The 21,369-nt window shown below is 61.4% G+C and carries 12 protein-coding genes; 1 reads left to right on the plus strand and 11 read right to left on the minus strand.

What is annotated here, in order from left to right; genetic code table 11:
* Nucleotides 1-392: 392 nt before the first annotated feature.
* The 9 genes from M0D66_RS17900 to M0D66_RS17940 all read right to left on the minus strand — a co-directional run bounded on the left by M0D66_RS17900 (nucleotide 393) and on the right by M0D66_RS17940 (nucleotide 18,246).
* On the minus strand, nucleotides 393-1,067 hold the full coding sequence (locus M0D66_RS17900; protein ID WP_200652011.1) for a cytochrome c: 675 nt from the start codon (nucleotides 1,065-1,067) through the stop codon (nucleotides 393-395).
* A gap of 26 nt (nucleotides 1,068-1,093) precedes the next feature.
* Nucleotides 1,094-2,335 carry a cytochrome C gene (locus tag M0D66_RS17905; RefSeq protein ID WP_266211091.1) on the minus strand — a complete coding sequence of 414 codons (1,242 nt, stop codon included), beginning with the start codon at nucleotides 2,333-2,335 and terminating at the stop codon, nucleotides 1,094-1,096.
* A gap of 441 nt (nucleotides 2,336-2,776) precedes the next feature.
* Nucleotides 2,777-4,471 (minus strand): c-type cytochrome, encoded by a 1,695-nt coding sequence (locus M0D66_RS17910; protein ID WP_211705538.1) that lies wholly within the window; start codon nucleotides 4,469-4,471, stop codon nucleotides 2,777-2,779.
* A 2-nt stretch (nucleotides 4,472-4,473) separates the two neighbouring features.
* Nucleotides 4,474-5,307, minus strand: a complete 834-nt coding sequence (locus M0D66_RS17915; protein ID WP_211705540.1) for a hypothetical protein — start codon at nucleotides 5,305-5,307, stop codon at nucleotides 4,474-4,476.
* A 26-nt stretch (nucleotides 5,308-5,333) separates the two neighbouring features.
* Nucleotides 5,334-6,173 (minus strand): outer membrane lipoprotein-sorting protein, encoded by an 840-nt coding sequence (locus M0D66_RS17920; RefSeq protein ID WP_211705541.1) that lies wholly within the window; start codon nucleotides 6,171-6,173, stop codon nucleotides 5,334-5,336.
* A gap of 42 nt (nucleotides 6,174-6,215) precedes the next feature.
* On the minus strand, nucleotides 6,216-6,716 hold the full coding sequence (locus tag M0D66_RS17925) for a hypothetical protein (RefSeq protein WP_244869692.1): 501 nt from the start codon (nucleotides 6,714-6,716) through the stop codon (nucleotides 6,216-6,218).
* Nucleotides 6,717-6,729: 13 nt separating this feature from the next.
* Complete coding sequence (locus tag M0D66_RS17930) at nucleotides 6,730-15,000, minus strand: choice-of-anchor Q domain-containing protein (RefSeq protein WP_211705542.1); 8,271 nt, start codon at nucleotides 14,998-15,000, stop codon at nucleotides 6,730-6,732.
* A 17-nt stretch (nucleotides 15,001-15,017) separates the two neighbouring features.
* Nucleotides 15,018-16,670, minus strand: a complete 1,653-nt coding sequence (locus M0D66_RS17935; protein ID WP_200622505.1) for a multicopper oxidase family protein — start codon at nucleotides 16,668-16,670, stop codon at nucleotides 15,018-15,020.
* 10 nt (nucleotides 16,671-16,680) lie between these two features.
* On the minus strand, nucleotides 16,681-18,246 hold the full coding sequence (locus M0D66_RS17940; RefSeq protein ID WP_211705545.1) for a multicopper oxidase family protein: 1,566 nt from the start codon (nucleotides 18,244-18,246) through the stop codon (nucleotides 16,681-16,683).
* A gap of 393 nt (nucleotides 18,247-18,639) precedes the next feature.
* On the opposite strand from M0D66_RS17940, the gene M0D66_RS17945 reads away from it, so the two are divergent.
* Nucleotides 18,640-19,491, plus strand: coding sequence for a hypothetical protein (locus M0D66_RS17945; RefSeq protein WP_200652017.1), 852 nt, complete (start codon nucleotides 18,640-18,642; stop codon nucleotides 19,489-19,491).
* Between the two features lie 116 nt (nucleotides 19,492-19,607).
* On the opposite strand, the gene M0D66_RS17950 is transcribed toward M0D66_RS17945, so the two are convergent.
* Complete coding sequence (locus M0D66_RS17950) at nucleotides 19,608-20,192, minus strand: TlpA disulfide reductase family protein (protein ID WP_093633303.1); 585 nt, start codon at nucleotides 20,190-20,192, stop codon at nucleotides 19,608-19,610.
* Nucleotides 20,182-21,240: a transporter gene (locus M0D66_RS17955; protein ID WP_211705547.1), complete on the minus strand. Its 1,059-nt coding sequence runs from the start codon at nucleotides 21,238-21,240 to the stop codon at nucleotides 20,182-20,184. The genes M0D66_RS17950 and M0D66_RS17955 overlap by 11 nt, the downstream gene beginning before the upstream one ends.
* Nucleotides 21,241-21,369: the final 129 nt, after the last annotated feature.

Consider the following 21,369-nt stretch of genomic DNA (forward strand, 5'->3'; position numbering starts at 1 on the left):
TGCCGTCGGCACACAATTGACTGCTTTCCAGACGCGCTTCGTTCGACGGCCGGGCCGCAAGGCATGCTCAACCGGTGGTGGTCCCCGTCGCGCAAACGCGCCGCCAGACGTGACCGGAAGACCCCTTGCGACCTTGAGCGCCCGCTTTCCGATTCGCTCCGTAAGTTTCCACTGCAGATTGAAAAAAAAGCGCCCGCCGGGGGGAGACGGAGCGCAAACTATTCGCCACATCGCCGCCGATGCCCCCACCCGGGGCGATCTCAACAACGACGCAGGCGTTCTTGCCGGTGCCGCTGCCGTGCAACGGTGCATCCGCGTTGCACAGACCAGACGGACGGCCTGGACTCTGAATCGCCACGTCCACGGGCGCAGCGACACGTAAGTCAACTTGTTCATTGATCGGCCGGCGGGCTGGCCGCTGCCTCGGTTTCTGGCGGAAACGCTTCCACGAAGGCAGCTACTGCGCGCATATCCTGCTCCGACATATTGCCGCAGACCGCCTTCATGACCTCACCGCGAGGTCTTTGATCGACGTGGCTCTGGAAAACCAATAGCTGCTTGACGATGTAGTCCGCATGTTGACCGGCGAGCCGCGGAAACTGATTCATTCCCTCGCCATGCTGGCCGTGACACGAAACGCATGCCGCGACGCCCTTGTCCGGCAACCCGGACACAAAAATCGCTTTCCCTTCGCCAATCAGCGATTGGTCTCCGGATTCACCCAGAGCCGCCTTCTGACTGGAAAAATACGCGGCAAGTTCGTCGATTTGCGCCTCGCTCAAGTGCGTAAAACCCCACATAAACCTCTTGGCGTTCGGGTCCGATCGGGCATGCGTCTTGAAGTCCGTCAATTGATCGACAATGTATTCCTTTCGTTGCCCCGCCAGCTTGGGAAAAGCCGGCGACACCGAGACGCCGTTCACACCATGACAGTTCGAACAGACCTGCAGAGCAATGGTTTTTCCGGCGACTGCCGGGTTATCGACCGCCCTTGACCGATCCAATTCGTGACAGCCCGATCCTGCAAGCAGCATCCCAAGGGAGATGATTTGCGCCAACGTTTTCATGTCACGAACCTCCTTACCACCAAATTTCACCAGTACGCGGCCCATAAATAGACAAACAGCGTGTCGTTGTCCGATGCGTTTCGCCCGGTGCCGTCGTAATTGGATCGGGACCCGAGGTATTTGGTGAAATGCGTGTATTGCAGGCCGACCCGAATGTTCTGCACCGGAATCCAGAAGATCTCGGGTATCCATCCCTGCGTGGCGGGAGAAAAGTTCGCGCTGCTGGCGTAAGCCACGCTATCGGTGCTGCCCGTCACATTGAAGAAGGCGAGGCTCACGCCATACTTGGCCTGATAGATGTACGACATTTTCAACAGCATCGATTTGAGATTTGCTGATTGACTGTCGCCTAAAACGAAATTATTCGGATCGCTAATGTTCTCGTGAACGTAGCGGGCCTGCGCGGTAATCGTATGCGGATCGAGCAGGTACTGATACTGCGCATCCACGCCAATATCACGATAGCGGGTTACACCCTGCGTGAATATCGGGAAAGCGTTTGGATCGTTGGGATAGACATCGGCAAGCAACCCGAACGTCCCCACCATGATGTTATGCGCGCCCCATTCGCGAGTCAGCGCAAGGCGCCAATACGGGTTGTAGCCTTTCAGATAGGTCTGCGGGTGGGCCAGGTCTCCGGCCTTGCTGCCATGGCTCATAAACGACCAGATTCCGTCGGCTGTGCTGTACGCAGTCAGTTCCGCGTAGATCAACTTGTTCCAGTACAGGTAGCCGCCAATGCCGACGACCTGCTGCGCCAATGCGCCCTCGATGAGCGGCGTAAACTGCGGAGACCCGACCGCGCTTGTCGACGAAGAAAGGTAGGGGTAGCTCCATGCAGGCGCAGTATTGAAGGCGTCCTGCACAGTCGGATTGTTGTGCAACGTTGCGCCCAGTATGAAGTCGCTCGCTTCGCCGATGATCCGTTCCACATAACGGACATCGGTGTTGTCGGATGCCCATTTACCGATCCACCTGCCGTCGCCATTCTGGTGATCGTAGTTCGTGTAGGTATATTGAGCGAACGCGCCGATCTTGTCGGTGATCTTCCCCGCGAGGAAAATGCTGGCCGCATCCCATGTCAGATTGCCGTCTTTGGGCGAGATGGGATTGCCGTTAGCGTCGTTGTTGTGCCGGGTTTTGGTCACATCGACTGTTCCCATCACAGCAAGCGGGATGGTGCGTTCGCCGAGCGTATATCCGTTCAACTTGAACATGCGCCCATACGGCGTGAGCTCGGGAAACTGACCGCCTGCGTGGCACGCCACGCAGCTTTGTCCCGTTTGGCGTGCGAATATAGGCAGAGCATGTGCGGTAGAAGCATGGAACAGACAAAGGGCCATCAAGATCGCCGCCCAACCACAGTGAAGCATCCTATAAAATGCAGGAATACTGATAATAGTCTTTGCCATGGCTATCTCTCCCTGCGCCGTGCTTCACACAGTTACCAACGGCGGCAAAAGTCACTGACTTCGTTACTACGTTGCGCCCGACTGCAACTAGCGAAGTGAGAAAGAGGTGTTGCGACTACAGTGATCCATTCCGATGAGGCATTTGTACTCTTCGCCACGTTTTCATTGTGCAAATGGGCGACGAGAAACGACATGGGTCAACGTCCTATTCTTGCGGTAGGGGAGACGCCCGGCCGCGCAGGCGATAGCGTCTCGTGAGTTCTTGCGCGCCGGTCCACGCCTCGTCTCACGACATCGTCACGGCACCATCCAGGCCCCGTCGGCAACGAGCCTGACTCGGTCGGGCCCGGCAAAGCGGACGATATAGCCGCCCTTCGACGCGAAGCGCTGCCCTGGCGCCAGTGTCAGGCGCGGGTAGTAGCCAGTCAGGATGCGGCGTTCAAGCATGTCCTGAATGCGCTCGATCAGGTAATCCCTCTCGAACGCATCGACCATATGACCAAGCGTCTCCGCCAGTAAACCGCATGCGAGATAGGTGTCCGCCTGGACCTGCGGGGCGACCATCGGGATTTTGCGAATCGAGAACCAACCGAATGCATAGTCGACACGGACACGCCGTCCGTCTGGCAAGTCGAATGGATACGCGAGGCGCGTGACGCCGCGCCAGCTCGCCGACAACGGTGTGCTATCGAGCCCGCCCAGCAGCCCCGACATGAACACGGTGTCCGAAGGCGGTGGCAAATGCCCAAGCGCCTCGACATCGGGCGGACGCAGCCATAGCACCAGCACGTCGGGCCGCGAAATTCCGCGCAGGGAACGCGCAACGCTGTCGCCTGGCGCAAGAGCGCGGCTCGACACCGCGACGCCATGGCCCTTCAATGCCGCAGCAAGCGCCTCTGCACCCCGTTCGCCGCTGTCGCCCGTGCGATAGACCTGCCAGACCTTTGGCTTCGCTTGCATGGGCTTGCCACTGCCTTCGTCGAGAATCCGCCTGGCGAGCAACGCCGCCTCGAGCAGCACGCCTTTCGAAAAATACACGGAATAGAAATCCTGGTCGGTTTCGACCGGCACTTCCACGTTGGGAAAAAGGCACGGCACGGCCTCCTGCTCGCAGAACTCGTGAACCGGCGCCCAGTTCTTGCCGCCGAGTCCCGACAGCACCGCAAACACCGGCTGCTCCGCCAGATAGCGCTTCAACTGTTCATGCCACGTCGACGGCGGTCCGCTCAGCTCCCAAACATGCAACTCCCAGCGACGATTGACCATGAACATCATCTTGCGCGAAGAGCGCAGCGGCGGCGTCGCACCGAGCGGAAATACGTTCTTGTCATCGAAGTACTGTTTGAGCACATCGAGCATGCCGCGTCGCTTCACGGGGTCCGCATCCGGCGTGATGATCGTCGCGAAGTGCAGCACCGTGTCAGTGACACCCGTTGACGCACGTCGATCGAGGTGCTTCAGATAGCCGATCAGCGCTGCCATGTCGGTGTCGTTCAGCGCGTACTGCGGCATCAGATTGCTGAGTGGCTTGCCTTCCGAGTCAAGCCCTTCGCGTATTGCTCTTGCAATCGTCGCATCGGTGTAAGGCTCGCGATTGGTTCGCATGCCGGGAATGTAGGGAATGTCGAGATCGTCGGGACTGTCCGCGCGAGGATGGACCAGATAACGGTCAGTGATCGGCGGGATGTTGTTATTCCCCTCCCTGGATCCGAGGCCACTGCGCCGATGGCAATTCATGCAGGCCGCGGCGGTGCCTCGCAGGTTCACGCCACCGTCGTGCATCGCCTCGAGCTGGTCACCCGAACCCAGCACGCCTTTCTGGAAGATCGCTTCCCCCGTGTTCCCTGACGTAACCTGCGGCGTTGACGGGGCAGCGTTCGCCTTGCCCACCGGCACCGTCAACGCGGCGAACAAGGCACATTGAATGAACACGAGCGCCGCGAGCGATCGTACCCGCGCGATGGCACGTCGGCTAACCCGGGCGCGGTCCATGGCTAGGGGCTCGGCCGGCTCAGGGCGGGCGGCGTCGACGGCGACGGCTCGGCGTTGATCGAGACCGAACTGTGCCAGCCTTGCGAGGCCGGTCTCGCGAACATCCCATCGTCAAGCGGCGGATTGAGCGACACCTTGTCGATCGTCAGCTTGTCGCTCTTGCCGGCCGCCACCACACCGCTTTCGATCGTGAACGGTATCTGCAAACCCTCGACGTTCTTGTAGTCGCTGTACTTCACTTCAACGGTGATCGGCCCGTGAGGGCCCCGCACCGCGCGGTCGTACTTCACGTCAAGAAAGCTCTGTGCGTCGACCCACACATGACGGGTCACACCAGAAGGCAACTTTACGCCGAGGCGGTAAGCCTCGTGTCCGTCGACCTTTTCGACACCTTCAAGCGCAACATCGACACCCTTCGCCTGATGGTCGATCAGCAAGCCATCGATGACCTGCTCGTCGTGCGCCGACCTCAGCTCGTCCATGGTGTACGGCCGCGCTTCCCCAATGCCCGTGGCGCTCGGACTCACTTTCCAGCCCTGTTTGCCGTTGAACATTCTGACAGCCCGCCGGTTGAGCACGGTTATCTCGAAGCGTGTCATGTTCGGACGTTTTAGCGCGAGGACAAACGGCAATTCCTCCGCGGGTGTATTCGCGCTATCCACGTGCCCGACCCAGACCATCGTCTGGATCTTCCTCCATGCGTCGAGCCCGCCCCTCGCGGCGACGTTCTTCTCGACGATCTGATCCGGGCTCAGATCGTGCTCCGGTATCTGCTCGCTCGCGTACACCGCCGCCGTCAGGCAGCCGATGAGCACCCACAGTGCGATTCGTGTCATGGCAGTGGACCTCGCACGGATGTTGGCTAGTGGCTAGTCGCTTGTGGCTGTTGGCCCGGCACTTTGGCCATGGCCAGTTGCGGTTTCGCGAACAGGGTGTCGTCCGCCGGCGGATTCACCGTGACGTGCTCGATCATCAGCTTGTGCGTCGGCTTGACACCGCTGACTGCGGTTTCCAGCGTGTGCGGAATGACGAGCCCATTTTCTTTCTTGTAATCGCGGTAGAAAATGGCGACGTTGTGCATCCGCCCATCGAGCTTGCGTGGTTCGCCATCGATCTTCAGTTCGAGAAAACTGCTTGCGTCGATCCAGATGCGGCGCGACGTATTGTCTTTCTGCGTCAACTTCAGGACGTACGCGCGATGTCCCTCGACAGATTCCATGCCGAGCGCTTCGACCCGCGAGCCCTTACTCGCATAGTCGATCAGCGGCCCTTCCAGGTCAGCCGATGCCGCTGCCGATTTAGCCTCTGCAGGGGTATACGGTTCGACTTCGTTGCGTCCGAGGAAGGGCCTGACCTTCCAGCCCTGCGCGCCGTCGTATACCTGAAACGCCGTCTGCTCCTTGAAGCGAATCTCGAAGCGGCTCTTGTTCGGCCGCTTCATCGTCATCGTGAACGGCAGCCTGGTGTTCTTCGTGCCACCTGCTTCGATCTGCCCCGACATCGTGATCGTATTGACCGCGTGCCACGCCTGAGGCCCACCGCGTGCCGCGATGTTCCGCTCGACGATCTGCGCCGCACTCAAGTGACTCGCCGCCGCGGCTTGTGCCGTTCCTGCGGTCGAGGCCGCGAATGCAGCCGGGCCGGATGCCAGAACACCGGCCACTGAGGCCGCCGAAATCGCCTTCAAAAGAAATCGAGACATGAGTCACCTCCCCCATTTGTGTTGCAAATCGCCGTGCCGCGATCATTCGACAATCAGTCCGTCGACATGAAGCGAACCGATGAATACGTCGACGCGCTCGCCGGGCTTGATCGGACAGCCCTTGTTGGAAAACACCATCCAGTACTCCTGCCCGGCTTCGAGCGGACCGGTCTGGCGAAGCTGGCCGATCTTGTCCATGACCGGAATCTCGAGCAGCGCGTGACTGGCTTCGCCGTATAGATAGGCGGTGGCGCTCTTCTCGCCGAGCAGATGTGCCGCCACCGGATCCGTCACGCGATAGCTGAAGCGAATCAGATTGCCCGATGCCGTGCTGCGCACGCTCAGGTTGTCGATGCCCTTCATCATCCCGTAGTAGTTCTTCGCATGCTGCGACATGTTCACCGGCAAATACGGCGAGTGCCTGAGCGTGGGCGCTGCCGGTGGGCTCTGCTGGGCGGCGGCCCCTTGAACCAGGGCCGCGGCCAGACAGACGCTGCTCGCAAACCGCAGCGCCGGCCTCATCACGGAGAAGCAAAGTTTCATTGCTGCGCCCCTCTCACTTGACGACCGGCGGCTGCGTCTGCGCCGGGATCAGCGGTGCCGCCGCTGGCGGTGTCACGGCCGGCTTCGGCGTCAACCCCTGGACGAGGCCGAGCAGACTGAGCAGGCCGTCCGACGAGCCGCCCAACGCAAGCGGATCGATCGGGGTGCCGCCGCCGAACAGGCCTGGCTGCACAAACTCGACTGCGCCGATGTCGTATCCGAACCCCTGCGGCCGCGACGTGCCGAAGATGTCATGATTCGGCGCACCGGTCGCCGTGCCGGCATTGATTGCCGGCGAACCGGTATTGATCGAGTAGTTGCCCAGTACTACGTTGTAGCCGGTCATGCCCGACGTGAGCGCTTCGTTGAACAGCGACAACGGACCGTACGACATGTTGATCCACTGATTGCCTTCATCCGGCGTCGCCGACGGCATCAGGGTGAACAGCGGATTCGGAAGAACCGTATCGGCAATGCCCGGAGGCACCGTGATACCGATTCCGCCGGCTTCCGGCGGCACACGCGAACCGTTGCAGTACTGGTGCACCACCGCCGGATTCAGATTGCTGTTGTGCGCCCCCGGGTAGTCAGCGGCGTCAGTCAGAATCGAGTACTGCGGGTGCATCGTCAAAGCCGCTTGACGACTGCTGGCCGAGGTGTCGCCGAACGCGCCAATGTCCCAATAGACTGCGTTCGGATCGCAGAAGCCGGTCGCCTTGCCTGCCTGATTCAACGACGGGTTCAACGTGACCGCGTTCTGCAGGCCCGCGATATTCGGATTCTTTCCTCCCACGGTGATATAGAACGTACGGTTCTGCCAGAAGACATTGTTGGTCAGCACCGGGTTCGAGAACGTCGTGCAGTTGGGCAACCCCGCCGGACACGCCACGCCCGGATTGGTGAACGCGACAATGAAATTCTGCGTGTGGCGCGCGGTCTCCAGCCCAGCCGGCTCGAAAGTCGACGTCGTGATCGGCGAGCACGTCGTTTCCGATCCCACCGTCGTGCAGTTCGGCGGCCCGACGTTGGCCTGGGTGGCCGCGGGCGTGTTGAACAGCACGCCTGCGGACGCTGTCGAGTCGTTGGCGACGACCGTGTTGTTGACGAAGTTCACGGCCACCGCATCCTGCAGCGAGACACCGCCTCCCGCCCAACCGGCTACGTTGTTCGCGATGATGTTGTTGGTCACCTGAACCGAATACCACGCGCTCGGGTTGCTCGGGCTGCGCTGCACATCGGTACCGTTGACGTTCTGAAGTCGCAGGCCACCGCCCTTGCCGCTTTCCGCCGTGTTGCCGACAATCAGATTGCCGTCGATCACAAGCTTCGGGCCAATGCCGTCTGAAAGCTCAGGCGCGCAATCGGTGTCCACCGTAGCGTTCTCGCAGAACGTGCCGTCAGGCGGTACGCCCTGGGCGATGATGCCGCCACCGTAGGTGGGCAGCGTCGGGTTGTTGCTCTGGTTGAACAACACCCAGTTGTGCGAGATGTCGCCGTTGTAGCTGAACCCGAAGTGCGCGACACCGCCACCGTCGCCGGCACTCATGTTGCCGCAGACCCAGTTGTAGTTGAAGTGATAGTAGTCGGCACCGGTGCAGAAGGTCACGCCGCCCGCTGACGAAGGCGTGGTCGAGTTTATTTCGTCGCCGTACGAAGCATTCGACGTCACCGAGTTGTGGTGAATGTTCACATGCTGGTTGAGCAGGAACGGCAACTGCGTGACGCCGTTCGCAGCGATGGCCGCATCGGCGGTTTCCACCTGGCCTACCGTGATACCGCCTGTGAGCGTCCCTGCGTTGGCGAAGACACGGTTGTTCGAGACCTCCGTGTAATGGTTCCAGCCGTGCAGGAAGATCCCGCCGCCGCCTTGCGAACTGTTGGTGAAGGTCATACCGTCGATACGCGACGGATTGCACAGGAAGTTGCTCGGGTAGTTCGTGCAATCCGGCGGGTTCGGCTGAAGCAGGGTCGGTCCCGTGAGCGGCGTGCAAATGCCGTTCGCCGTGCAGTTCGGGTCGGGTTGCGCCACGCCGCCCACCGTCACGTCCTTTACGCCCTTGGCGAGCACGGTAATGGCCGCACCTTCATACGCGCCCATCAGCGTCGGCTCGATCAGCAGTTCAGCCAGGTTTCCGTTGAGGTTGAAATCCCATCCCGAGGCGGGTTCGAGCGGTATGGCATCCACCTTGCGCTGCATCGCGGTCGAACAGGAATACGTGCCAGTCGGATCGTACGGATTGCTCGACGAAATCAGGCCGCCGTTCAATGCATCGCCGAAGAGACAGCCAACCTGTCTGCGCCACGGGTCCATCTTGCCCGACGGGTGGGTGTTCGCGTTGACGGTCACCGCGGTCGCGCCGACACCTTGCAAGCGGACTGGCTTCCACATCAGCAGCATTTCGTTATAGACGCCCGGACCGACGACGATCATGTCGCCCGGGGCCGCCTTGTCGATCGCGGTCTGAATCGCGTTGCTCGTCGCGTTCTCGCCACTCACATAGGTTGGCGTCTTGCCGCCGATCGTGACCGTGACCGTGTCGATCGAGCGCTTGCCGTTGCCTGCCGTGATGACGAGTTCACCACAGAACGTGGGGTTCAGCACGCCGCGCTGCTGGATCGTGCAGCTCGACTGCGTCGGCAGCAGGATCGGCACCAGCACCTTGATCTGCGTGTCGCTCCATGACTGCACGATTGCATTCACGCCGCCGATCGTCACCGATCCCGTTCCCTTTTGTGCCCCGAAGCCATAGTGCCGCGTGAGGAACTTCTGGTTGAACGGTGCGGTGGTCGCGGCCGGCCCCGTGTAGGCATGGTTCGGCACCTGCGCGTTGCCCTGCGCGTTGATGGTCAGCGTGTGCAGTGGAGCGCTGACCCACGGTCCGGAGCCGCCGCTGATCGGGTCGCCCGTTACGCTCGAGATCGCCGGCGTGGCATCCGGGTACGCGCAGTCCGGCTGGTTGTAGCCATCCGCGAAGGCCGAGACCGGCACCACTGGCGTATCCATGTACTGGGTCTGTCCAGGCATGAACGGAATCTCGTAACAGAACTGGCTGTATGCCGGGTTGAACAGAGGATCGCGAATCGTCTGGCCGGGATGCGCCGGATCGGGCATATCAGGATCGTTCATGCAGGCGACCATCATCGTCGGTGCATAGCCGGTCGGGTTCGGCGGATTGACCTGCCAGGTCGAATAGTTCAAGCCGTTGAAGATGCCCCATTGATCCGTATAGGTGCGAGCGACTTCGTTGCCGCCAAAATCCTTCATCGAGATCGGCACGTTCGGCACCGCGAACTTTTCGCCGAATTGCGGCGAATACGGATCGAACTCCGAAGAGAAGTCATCCAGCATGAAGCCGGTGTAGTGCGCGGCGACGTGCGTCGAACTGAAGATCCAGAACTTCGCCAGCGCCGTCATCTGGTTGGACACCGTCACTTCCTTGCGGTCGCACAGGTTCCGCGAGGCGCCCGCGAAAGGCGCGACTTCCTGTGAGCCCGGGAACAGGCTGATGAAGTCGGGCACGATGCGCAATTCACCGACACAAGGCCAGAACGATTCAATGCTGCCCGTGTCGCCCTCATTCCGGGGAAAGGTGTTGGAGCCGAGATTCCCGGTCGGATTCTGCCCGTTGTTGCGGTTATAGGTGGAGTTCACCGCGGCCTGGTCGGGCAGGATGAAGATGTTGCCCAGACCAGCAAACTGCTGTGTCACCGGTGCAATGTAGTTGTCGCCGATGAGAATATTCTTGTCTTCCTCCTTCACCAGTTCGTAGCCCGGCGGCACGATCACTTCGACCACATACTTGCCGGCCGGCAGCATCTGCGTACCGTCGCCCGAAGGATTGGCCACACAGACCGTGCAGTTCGTCGCGGTCGGCTTGCCGGTCGTCGTATTCCGGCCAGTCACGCTGGGGAATTTGTACATGCCGTCGTACGGCGCGGGCTGCAGCTGGTTGAACGCGTGCATGCCGTCGTAGCACTTGAACTGCGAATGCGCCGGCAACGCACGATGCTGCGCGTCGAGCCACTGGGTGGTGTCCTTCAACGTGAAGAAGAACGGGTCGGTGGTCTCCTGTCCCGGACAGTTCATGTTCGGCACGCCGTCGGTGCGGAAGCCCTGCGCCCAGTCATCCCAGCTGGCGGTCTTCGTCGTGTCGACCAGCGTCAGGCTGGTGGTGCCGTCCGCCGCAATGCCCTCCTGATACAGGTTCACGGTGACGTTCGGCACGTCTGGCGTCCAGCTCGTGTGGATCAGGAGCGATGGATCGTCGAACGGCCGCGTCGATGCATAGATGACTTCGCCCCGGATGCCGCCGTTTTCAGTCGCGCCAAACTGCGCCTTGCCAAACTCGATGAAGGAACTCTGCCCGGAGAAGCCCTGCCAACCCATCGTGGTTACCCATGGCGGATCGACTCTGCCGGTCGAAGGAGTCGTACCCGAGCGGTCCTTGCAGTCCGCATCGTTGCAATACACCGCTCCTGGCACCCGCAAATTCGTCGGCAGGTGCGAGGTCGCTGATTCCAGCGTGTTGGCGTAATTGGCAGCAATGGTCGAGGTGCCGCCGCCGGGTGTGCCGTCGGGCGGGCCGCCCGCGTCGTACACCACATGCACGCCAGTCTGCTTGAAGCGCGTTTCGTCGGTGTCGACGACGTACCAGTTGAACAACGGAAACACTTCGTTAAACGACGCATAGCCGTTCATGTCCGTGTTGTTGAAGTTCGAATAGCTGCCGTCGCGGAAGCGGATATTGGTCGGTACCAGCGCGAGCCCCGGATCGCTCGCCTGCGAGACACCCGAGCCGTTCAGGTCCATGAAGGTCCGGGTATAGAGATTCGTGTGCCATTGGAGCACCGAAATATCCCCGACATCCGTGGTCTGGCCGCCCGCCAGTTGCACCGCCGTTGCGAGCCCGTCGACGATCTGATCGTTCCATTGATCGAAGATCGTGATTCTGAACGTGCCTGCGGGCAAGCCGCTAAAACTGAACGTCCCGTCGGCGTTGCACTTGGTGAACGCAACATCCTCGCCGTCCGGATCGCCGACGCTGATATAGCATTGCGTGAAACTCAGCGAGGTGCGCGAGCCGGCGCCATACAGATTCTCGTTTGGCGGACGGCTGTAGTGCAGGTTCGTTACCCTGCCTTTGAGCCCGTTGTTGCATGTCGCGCCCGCGCACAGAATCGGCAGACGGGCATTGATAATTTTCGGGTTGGCAAAACCAACCGCCACGTGAAAGCCTGCGGGCCCAAACTCCTGGAAGTAAGCCGGCCCACCCACCTTGATGAACGCGTCGTGTGCCTTCTGTCCGTCCAGCGTGTTCGTCTGCAGCCATTCCTCGCCCCTGCCGATCCGGTCGGCTGCCGGCGTCGCGACGACGCCGTACCGGCCGGGCATCAGGTTGGCAATGATGGCCTGGCCGACGAGCGGCGAAATCGTCTTGCCATCCGACTCGAATTTCGGACACGTCGGGACCATGCCGACGAGACCGTCGGTCGACGTCGAAATCGGGCAGGCATTGAGCCCCGAGATCGGATCGATGGTCCCCTGCAAGGAATTGGACAGCGGCATGTTGAACATGTCGTAGGTCATCTGTCCGGTCGCGTCACCAGTGCCGCCCGCGTCGTCGAAGAGCTTGATTTCGAATCCGCCGAGTCCCGGTTCGCGCGCCGTGCCGAACGTGTCGGTGCCGCCGCTGACGTCCACTTCGCCATTCAGCGGAGCGTCGTCTTCGAAAACGAACACCGAGACCTTCGCGGTCGCCAGCGGCGTCTCCTGCAGCAGCACGTTGACGGTGGTCTGTCCGGGTGCGATCGGAGCGCCGCCCATGGTGTGGCCGCACTTACCCGTGCCCGGCGCAAAATCCGCGCCGCCGGGACCCGACGGGCAGTCCTTGGAAATATCGAACTGTCTTTGCGGCCCGCTCGGGTTCGCCGGATTGACCGGTTGCGGCGTGCCTGCACCATTCCCAAAGCTGTTACCGGCGTCCCCTGGCAAGATCGAGATGTAATAGTGCTTGGTCGGATCGAGCGACACCTGCGCCGGATTGACCGGCACCTGTTGCGCAGCCGTCGTACGGCACACGCCGTTGCCGATATCGCACACGGCCGGCAAGTGCGAGTTGCTCGCCGGGTCGTACACGGTTTGCCCCGACTCGCAGGCGACCTTGCCGACACAGCCTGCTGCCACCACCGGCATGTAGCTGGTGTGGAAATTGGCGCCCAGGCTGGGAACCGGCAGCGGCGGGCAGCTAGCCGGGCGCGTTGTCGCGGTCGTCTGGCATGCGGGATCGATCTGGAACGTACGGTCTTCCTCGATGATCCAGCGGTAGTCGGCAAGCTGAACCGCGGTCTTGCCCGGCGCCATGCTCGGCGCGTCAAGCGGCTTGACGATAAGTCCGCTGCCGCCCTTGAACGTCACCGTCACGGTCGCGGCGGTGCTCGACGTGTTCTGCGAATTCTTTGCCGTGTATTTGAACGTCATGGTGGCAGTCGCACTGCTGCCGACCGGCGGCGTCGTCGGAATCGCGGTGAACGATCCGTCCGGATTCAGCGTGACGGTCCCGCCTGTCACTGCCCCCGAAATCGCTGCGGTGAGCGGCAGCCCCTTCGGATCCGAGGCATTGGCCAGCACGCCGGGCGCGCCGATCTGCAGCCGCGACGCGATGTTGCTGACGTAAGCGCCATTGCTGGCCACCGGCGGGCCGGACAGACAGCCATTGCCGGCGCTGCAGGCCGACAGCGTGACCGTCGCCGATACCGCGGGATTGCCGTTGGCCTGATACACAAAGCTGTCAGCTGTCGTACCGGCATTCGGCACATAGACGAACGTGCCGTCCGGGTTCAGCGTCAGCGCGCCGCCGGTGGTCGTTGTCTTGACCTCCACGCCGTAAACATTCACGTCCTTGGCTTTCACGCCCTTGGCCGGGTCCGACACGGTCAGCGTGGTGCCAGGGACAAAGAAGTAGGTGGAGGAATTGGCAATCGCATTCTGATTCGCCGCACCCGACGTCGGCAGCGCGCCGCCATTGACGGCGATGTAGGCCTGCATCCCGCCGTCACGCTGATTGTTGGTGGACAGGCTCAGTTCGCGGTCAAACACCGGAAGCGCCGTTGCGCCTGTGGCCGGTGCGTTCATCATCACGTCGTAGGTCTTGCCGGCCGCCAGAAACACTTCAGACTGGACTCGCGGATTGCCGGGCAACACATTGCCGTCCTCGGCGATCAGCGAGAAACCGGAAGCGACAGGATTGCCGGTTTGTGCACCGACTACCGACGGAACGTGCATCCGCAAACCTGCATTCACGAAACGCATGAGCACCTGGCCCGTAGCAACGGGCGCGGTAGCGGCAAACGATGAGCCGCCGGGATTGGTCCGGTCGAAGGCGACGCCGTTGATCAGGTAGTAGCGCGGATCGTAGTTCACGGTCGGCGGATAGCAGGTGCCGAACGCCGTCGACTTCGAATCGCCGCAGCCGCCGGGCTGACCCGACCACGCCAGGGTTTCGCTGAAGCCCGCCGTCGTCACCGCCGCTGCGACGGCTGTGTTTTGCACGGGATCGATTTCGCTCAGCACGAGCGGTACGTCGGCGTCATAGCAGATAGCCGGATTCGTATAAGCCTGATACCGCTGCGACGCTACCGGACAGCTTACGGTGCCGCCGACCGGCGCTTTCACCACCAGCACGCCGTATAGCCCCATCGGCCCCTGGATTGACGGATGCGTTCCCGACTCGATCAGATAGGTGCCCGGGTTGAGGTTGCTCCAGGTGAGCGCCGTAGTCTTGCCGGTCGCCACCTCGGTCGCGAACGACTGGACCCGAGGGCCCTGCGCTGGTGGCGTAAAGGTCGCGCCGCTCGCACTGCTGGCAATCGGCCAGGTCGTCGCGGTTTGCGTTGGATGCGGCGGACTCGGCATGTTCGTCGCCGTCGTCCCCAGGCCGCCACCCAACTGTCCAACAACGACGAGCGAGGTCGGCACGGCACCGGGCAAGCTATTGGTGAGATTGACCGTCAGCGGTCCTGGCGGCACGGTAATCACCACAGGCGACCAGTTCGCTCCGGCGCCCGGATTGGCGGCCGCGCAGGTCGCCGGCGCAACCGCAGCCGGCGTACAGGTGTAGCCCCACATCGGCACCGCCTGCCCGTCGGGCAGCGTGGCCGTCGTCGCCTTCGCTGTCAGATTGACGACTTGAGCACAAGATATGCTGCTGGCAGTCAGCAGAATCGACGCCGTGACCCCTGCCTTGAACACGTCGAAGAGGGTCGCCTTAAACTGAGTGGATCTCATCGCGCTTCTCCCCGCCTCTAATTGGATTCGTCAATCAGGAAAACTTGTGGATCGACGAGCATCATCATCATCATTCCGCCTGGGAAGATGTTGTTCGTGGTGATCTCGCGCTCGTTATGCGAGTGCCACATGAATGCGAAGCCTGCTTCTGTCGTGGGTGGATTCACGACCGTCCCGCTCGGCGGTGTGGTCCCGGTGGGCGCAGTGGCGCGTACGGTCGCGTCGGGCCCAAGATAAGGACTGCCGCCATACCAGAAGCCGTTAGTCAGCACGTGCGAGTCCGGCAGGGTGACCGGCCCGCCGCTACCCACGTTGCCGAACGGATGCGCTTCGAGTGCCTTGCCGTGATCGGCGCACCACTCGTAGTAGTTCGGCGCCAGCGGGTCGGCCGTGTAGTAGCCGTTCACGTCCGGGATGCAGACAACTGGCTTGCCGAGATAAGCCGCGTATTTCGGATCGGTATCGGTGTACAGGTCGCCGGGCTTGTGTCCATAGACATCCCAGTTCAGGCCCCTGCCCGTCCAGTAGAAAATTCCGTCCATCGCGAGGCCCGGCGTCGTGGTCGTCGTGAACAGCAGCGGTCCGGCCACCTTGGTCGGGTCCGTCTTGCTCAGGATCATGTTTCCATCGCGCGCCAACACCCGCACGTGATTGCCGTGCTCGTGGAACGGATGCTGCCAGCGGCCGGTGCCGATGATCCGCAACAGCACCAGTTCACCCGGATGCATGTGCGGATTACCGTTGTAGGGTTGATGCGGATACTGCACCGCGTAGTTCGGGTCCATGTCGTCCGGCATCGATCGGCCGTTAACCATGAAATAGGCCGGGTGGTAGGGTTCCGTCTCGACGGTCATGCAGCCGTTCGGCGCCGTGCACGCGTTCGCCGCCTGCTGTTCCGCCTGCGCATGAATGCGCGGATCAATTTCGGAGAACTGAAAAAGATACTCACGGTCATAGCAGGCTGCGCTGTGGTTATAAGCCGCGCCGGCATTGCGGAAATCGGGTTGCCCATCGGGCAGCGTCGCCGCGACCGCGCGGCAACCAGCAGGCACCGCAACCGTGCCCGGTGAGGAGGTCGGCAAAACGATGATCGCGCCGTACAGGCCCATTTCGATCTGCAGATCGCCCTGCGTGCCGCTGTAGTAAGCGTGCGTGCCAGGCGTCGCCGCAACGAAGCTATACGTCACCGTGCTGCCGTGGGCGGCCTCGCGGGTCAGCAATCCCGGCGAGCCGGTGAGCGCGGCGGGACAGGTCCCGTCGGGGTTCAGTGCCGCGGCGCAGACCTGGAATCCCGGAAAGAGGATCGACGTGTTGCCCGCCGCCGCCGGCAGGTTATTGGTGAGCGTCACCGTGACGACATCGCCCTGCTTCACGATTAGCGTCGGACCGGGAATCTGCATGCTCGGACAGTTCGCGCCCGCGATCGTGGACGGCGAAAAGCCGGCCGGCGCCGTGCGGCATCCATAGCCCCACGAATAGACACTCGCGCCGTCGGGTTGGGTGATGCGATTTGCCTCGGCACTCAGGTCGAAGTGCGTCCCCGTGATGCCGGGCGCGGCGGCTTGCGCGTGCATGCAGACGAGCGTGGCGAGCATCGCCGCGCCGAACCGTGCAAGCCGCCCAAGGCGCGCGAGCGTGGCGATCCATGTGTTGTGATTGATGTGTCCCACGGCTCTTCTCCTAGGTGCAGGACTTCTTGGTCGGGTCCACTGCGTTGCAGATGTGGACCTCGGTCATCAAGCCGCCGAAGTTTTCCTGGTCGTTGGCCAGGTGATCGAGATTCGGGGTGTACAGGTAAAAGATCGCACCCGGCTTATATTTCGTCGTGTCGCTGGCGTCGAGGATCACGTCAATCGATTCGCCGCCGCCCAGCGTGATCGAGTTCGTGTTGTAGGTCAGGTCGTTGCCGGACATGTCGCGCAGCAAGCGAGCGTTGACACCGACCACGTGCATCGGGATGCCGAGCGACGCCAGCGTCTGAAACTCCGTCACGTCGAGGTCTGAGATCCGCAGCAGTGCCTTGCCACCAGCCGGAATGTTGATCAGCGTCGGCAGCGGTTGCGAAAAATGCTGCGTGCCATCCGCCACCGTCGTCGACAGCGGGTTCGAATTCACGGTGTCCGGATAGCTGCGCCCGTTCAACATGAAGAACTTGTCCTTCATGTCGGTGAACGGCTCCGGATTGAACGTCATGCCGATGAAGTGGAAGTTCGGATCGAAACCGTGTATCTGCACCGGATATTCGACGTCGTAGGCCGTCGAGCCGTCGCCGTCGTTGTACGCGTAGAGCGTCGGCTTGCCGCTCTTGTTGTTGACGTGGAGAACGCTGTTCGCAGGTGGCAGCGGTGTCGTGCACAGAATGTCAGTGCCGCATTTCGTGCGCAGATCCAATTGCTGCTGCTGCAGCGAGCTGTACAGCGACGCACCGCCGGGAACGCGGTTCTGGCGCGGCCGCACGAAGATCTGGCCGACCATGCCCATCTGCAGGTGCTCTGGCGGCGTGATGTGGCAATGCCAGAAGTAGGTGCCCGCGTCCGGCGCGAGATAGTAGTACGTGAAGCTCGCGCCGATATTGATCGCCACCGACGCATCCGGCACGCCGTCATAGAACGACGAGGCGTTCGGATAGCCATGGAAGTGCACCGTGTGCTGCTCGAACAGATCGGGGCGCATGATCATCCCGACGTTCGTCAGCGTGAGGAAGAACTCGTCGTCCTCGTCGATCGCCATCGTCGGCGCCGGCTCGTTGCCGTTCATCACGCCGATATCCATGATGGGGCGTGGATCGACATGGCCGGTCAACTGGCCCGGAGGCACAGACTCCGGATCAGGCACGAGGCCGACCGCACCGTTGTAGGTCGGGTCCGACCTTGGGTCGCCGACTGTGTTGAACACCGAGGCGAACTCGGTGCCCGGAAGACCGGCCTTGATGTCGGCAAGCCCGGACAACGGGCCAAAAGCGAACAGATAGGTCTGCACGCCGTTCGCCATCGTGGCGTAACCATCGCCGCCCGAGATCTGCTGGCACTTGATCGCGCCGTTGACGACGCCTGTCGACGTGGAGGTCTGTCCGGTGTAGGACGGCCCGGTATAGGCGGGCTCCCCCGTACCGGGCGGCAGCGCCGTCGGATGCGCCGGCGTGGTCGGCGGGCATTGCACCCGGAACGACTGGCCGAACGAAGGAACTGCAAATAGCAGGAACAGCAGCGCGGCAACACTGCTGCGATAAGCGCGGGTACTGAACATATGACCTCCGTCCCAGGGGTCAGCCGGTGCGATACGCGCCGGACGTCATGCTCTACTGCGAATGCGGGCTGGTTACGTTGTTACATCAGCCCGTATCTGGATTCTGAACAAGAGCGACGGAGCCTGGGATGGGTCACCCCCCTACACTTGCGGTAGGGCAAACCCAGTGACGTTCTTCAGATCTGGCTGGCTAGAGTGGGCCTAGAAAGAAATTGCAATTTATGTGTGCTCTTCCTAATATCGACCAAACGTTCGGATGGGTAGAATTCCTACCATCCGCATGCTGCATTGCAATACGCAACCGTCGGCGCTTTGACCATGCGCTCAGGCGGACACCCACACCCTTGTCCTTTATCGCCCAAGGGTTTGACGCAATCACGAGTGGGGAGCGCCATGGAGTTTTTGGAAAAAAACGTCGCGACGGAATTAGTTGAGCGGAAGGATCACACCCTCGAACATGTTGGATTGGATGGCGAGAGGCAGACATATTTTCCGGCCAGGTCAATGTGGTTGAGGCTGGAACAGCTTCATGTGACGCAACAGCTCGCAGAGCCTCTGGACGCAGACAAGCAACCAACACTTTCCACCTCGCTGCATGGAGTGGCGCGCCTCGATGGCCAGGAACTGTCGATCATTGGCGACGCTGGACACGCGATGCGCACTGTCGAGGTGTCCTTCGAGGCACGCGACGTCAGCAAGGCTGACCGGTTAGGTCTGCGCGAGTTGGAGGACGAACTCGGCATTTCGTTTTCCGACGTGCCGCTCGGTACTGCTCGTCTCGGCGCCAATCGGGCCGACGCCGAGACTGGTGAACCCGATCAGTGGTGGCTCGCCTGCCACATTCCCGAAGCCTGTATACATGCGCTTTCGAAGGCGATGTCCGATGGACAGTTTGGCGCAGTCGAGCTGGGACTGGCGCTGCGGCACCTCTACACAGCCGAAAGTGCTTTAGCTGACCCTCAGCGCGAGCCGAACCTTTTTCTCAGGCCCAGCAAAAGCGACGGCGCAATTGAATGTCCGGAAATCGCAATTGGCTACGTCACCCACCTTCGTATTGACCTGGCAGCGGCTCAATTGCGTACCGCGACGGCGAGCGGCGGCCGCGGTGATGAATTAACGGCAAACCCTGTCGCGGACGCCGTGAACTCACTGACTGTTCGGCTCACTAGTCTCATGACCACGGTAAGATGGATTGGCTTCTTGATCGGCATATTGCTCTTTCTTGAGGTTCTCGAGAGGCTCTGATCAGGCACGCACGAAAACGTCGAACCACACACCGCAGTGTGCCGAGTCATGACAATAACGCTCGCCACCGGGGACGTCCGGGCGGCGTTTGCTCTTCGCATCCGTCACTTACGCATCTATTGCCTCAAAAGTGGCGTGATAACGCGTTGCAGGCGCTCGGATGTCCAAACGGGATATTTGTCGTCCCATCCGTTGTCCACCAGGAGACCCGTACGTCCAATCGTGAAGCTCACAGGAATGCGCCACATGCGCCCATAATCGCCTGCCCAGGCGCTGCCCAGCAGCCCCACTGGAAAGCTCAAGCTCGCTGCAACCTCGCGAACCGCAGACAGATTGTCGGCCCCATCCAGACTGAACCCGAGCACTTGCAGCCCTCGATCCGCATTGCGCGCGGCGTAGGCGGACAAAAGAGGCAGTTCGTCACGGCACGGCTCACACCAGGTAGCCCAGAACGTCAGAATGATCACTTTGCCGAGCAGATCGGCGGTGCTGATGTTCCGGCCATCGAGCGTATGAAGGACGAGCGACGGTGCGGGTTGACCGACGGCAAGCATGTCAGCGCGGGGCGCGGAGGGTCGGCCCAACGCGCTCGCCCCTAGAGACAATGCAAGCACCGCACGCAACCACGCCCGACGCGCGGTCGATGTCGAGGAGACGGCGTCTGTATGCGCCAGCGGCGCTCGCATTACGTCAGAACGCATAGCTCATCCCCAGATTACCGGTCCAGCGTGGAAACAACTGATAACCGTCGAGTTTGCTGTGTATCGCGAGCTGCACGAAGCCATACACCTCGAGGTTTTTCCATAGGTTGACGGTGATGCCGGGACTGACATAAACGACCGTTCCCGCCGTATTCGCAGTATCCGCGAGCGTGCCCTGGTCGTGGCTCTTGCGGGTGACGTTGATCTGCAACTGCGGAACCCACTTCGGGTTCGCCTCATAGCGCAGTCCCACGCTCAAGCTGGCCAGATTCCCCGGGCGGTATGTCGCGCCAGCGTGATCGAGATTTTCCACGATTGCGGACTGGAATTGCCCGTTAATGAACGCGTCGAAGTTCTGGCTGATCGCCCGGTAATAGTAGGCACCGACAATAATGTCAGTACTGCCAGTGCCGGGCTGCAAGCTGGTGTCTAGCGCCTGGCCTGCGGCTGCATTGGGGCCGTTCGAGAAGAACACTGGATTGTGCCCAACGGTTGCACCCGTATTGACGTTCTGACCACCGTACCGCCCCGTGGGTAACTTGACACCGAGCTGTATTCCAAGATTGCGCAGTGGCAGAAACCCCTGATAGCTGGCGATCAGCTTGATGTCTCCCAAGCCTTTGCTGGTTGCGCCGCTCACATTGTCAGGAGTGAGCTGATCCGTCGTCGCGTTGCCGTACGTCGTGTGGCTACGGTAAATGTAAGGGATGAGAGCACTGAAGTTCCAGCTCGCGCCGGGGCTATAGCTGATGCCGAGATTGATGTATCGGTTGATCGTCTGACGCTCCACCTCCTGGCTGCCGCCGGCGTCATTGATACTGGCGGGCTGTGTGTTCGACACCGAACCGGAACCGCTGCGCAACTGGTTCTGGTTGATGAAGTCGTATTCGATGTTGATTCGCCAGCCTGGAGCGGCGGAATAGCCCATCGCTGCGTCGGTGCTCAAGGAGCAGCCGCAAGTGGCGCATGCGCGAGCCGCAATGGGAAAGATCGCGGCCATAACGAAAGGCAGCGCGCAGCGCAATAGCGCGTTCTGGCTGGTAGACATGGTTTCCTCTCCGCTCGATACGGACGCGCGCCTCCCCTCCTCGGGTGGAAAGACGTGCGTGTTTTCCTGAGACGACAGGCGGCCGCGACGGCCTGATTACGAAGCAGGCTGACGCTTCGGTCGGCAAGT

This window comes from Paraburkholderia sp. SECH2, assembly GCF_030464795.1.
Taxonomy (GTDB): Bacteria; Pseudomonadota; Gammaproteobacteria; order Burkholderiales; family Burkholderiaceae; genus Paraburkholderia; species Paraburkholderia aspalathi.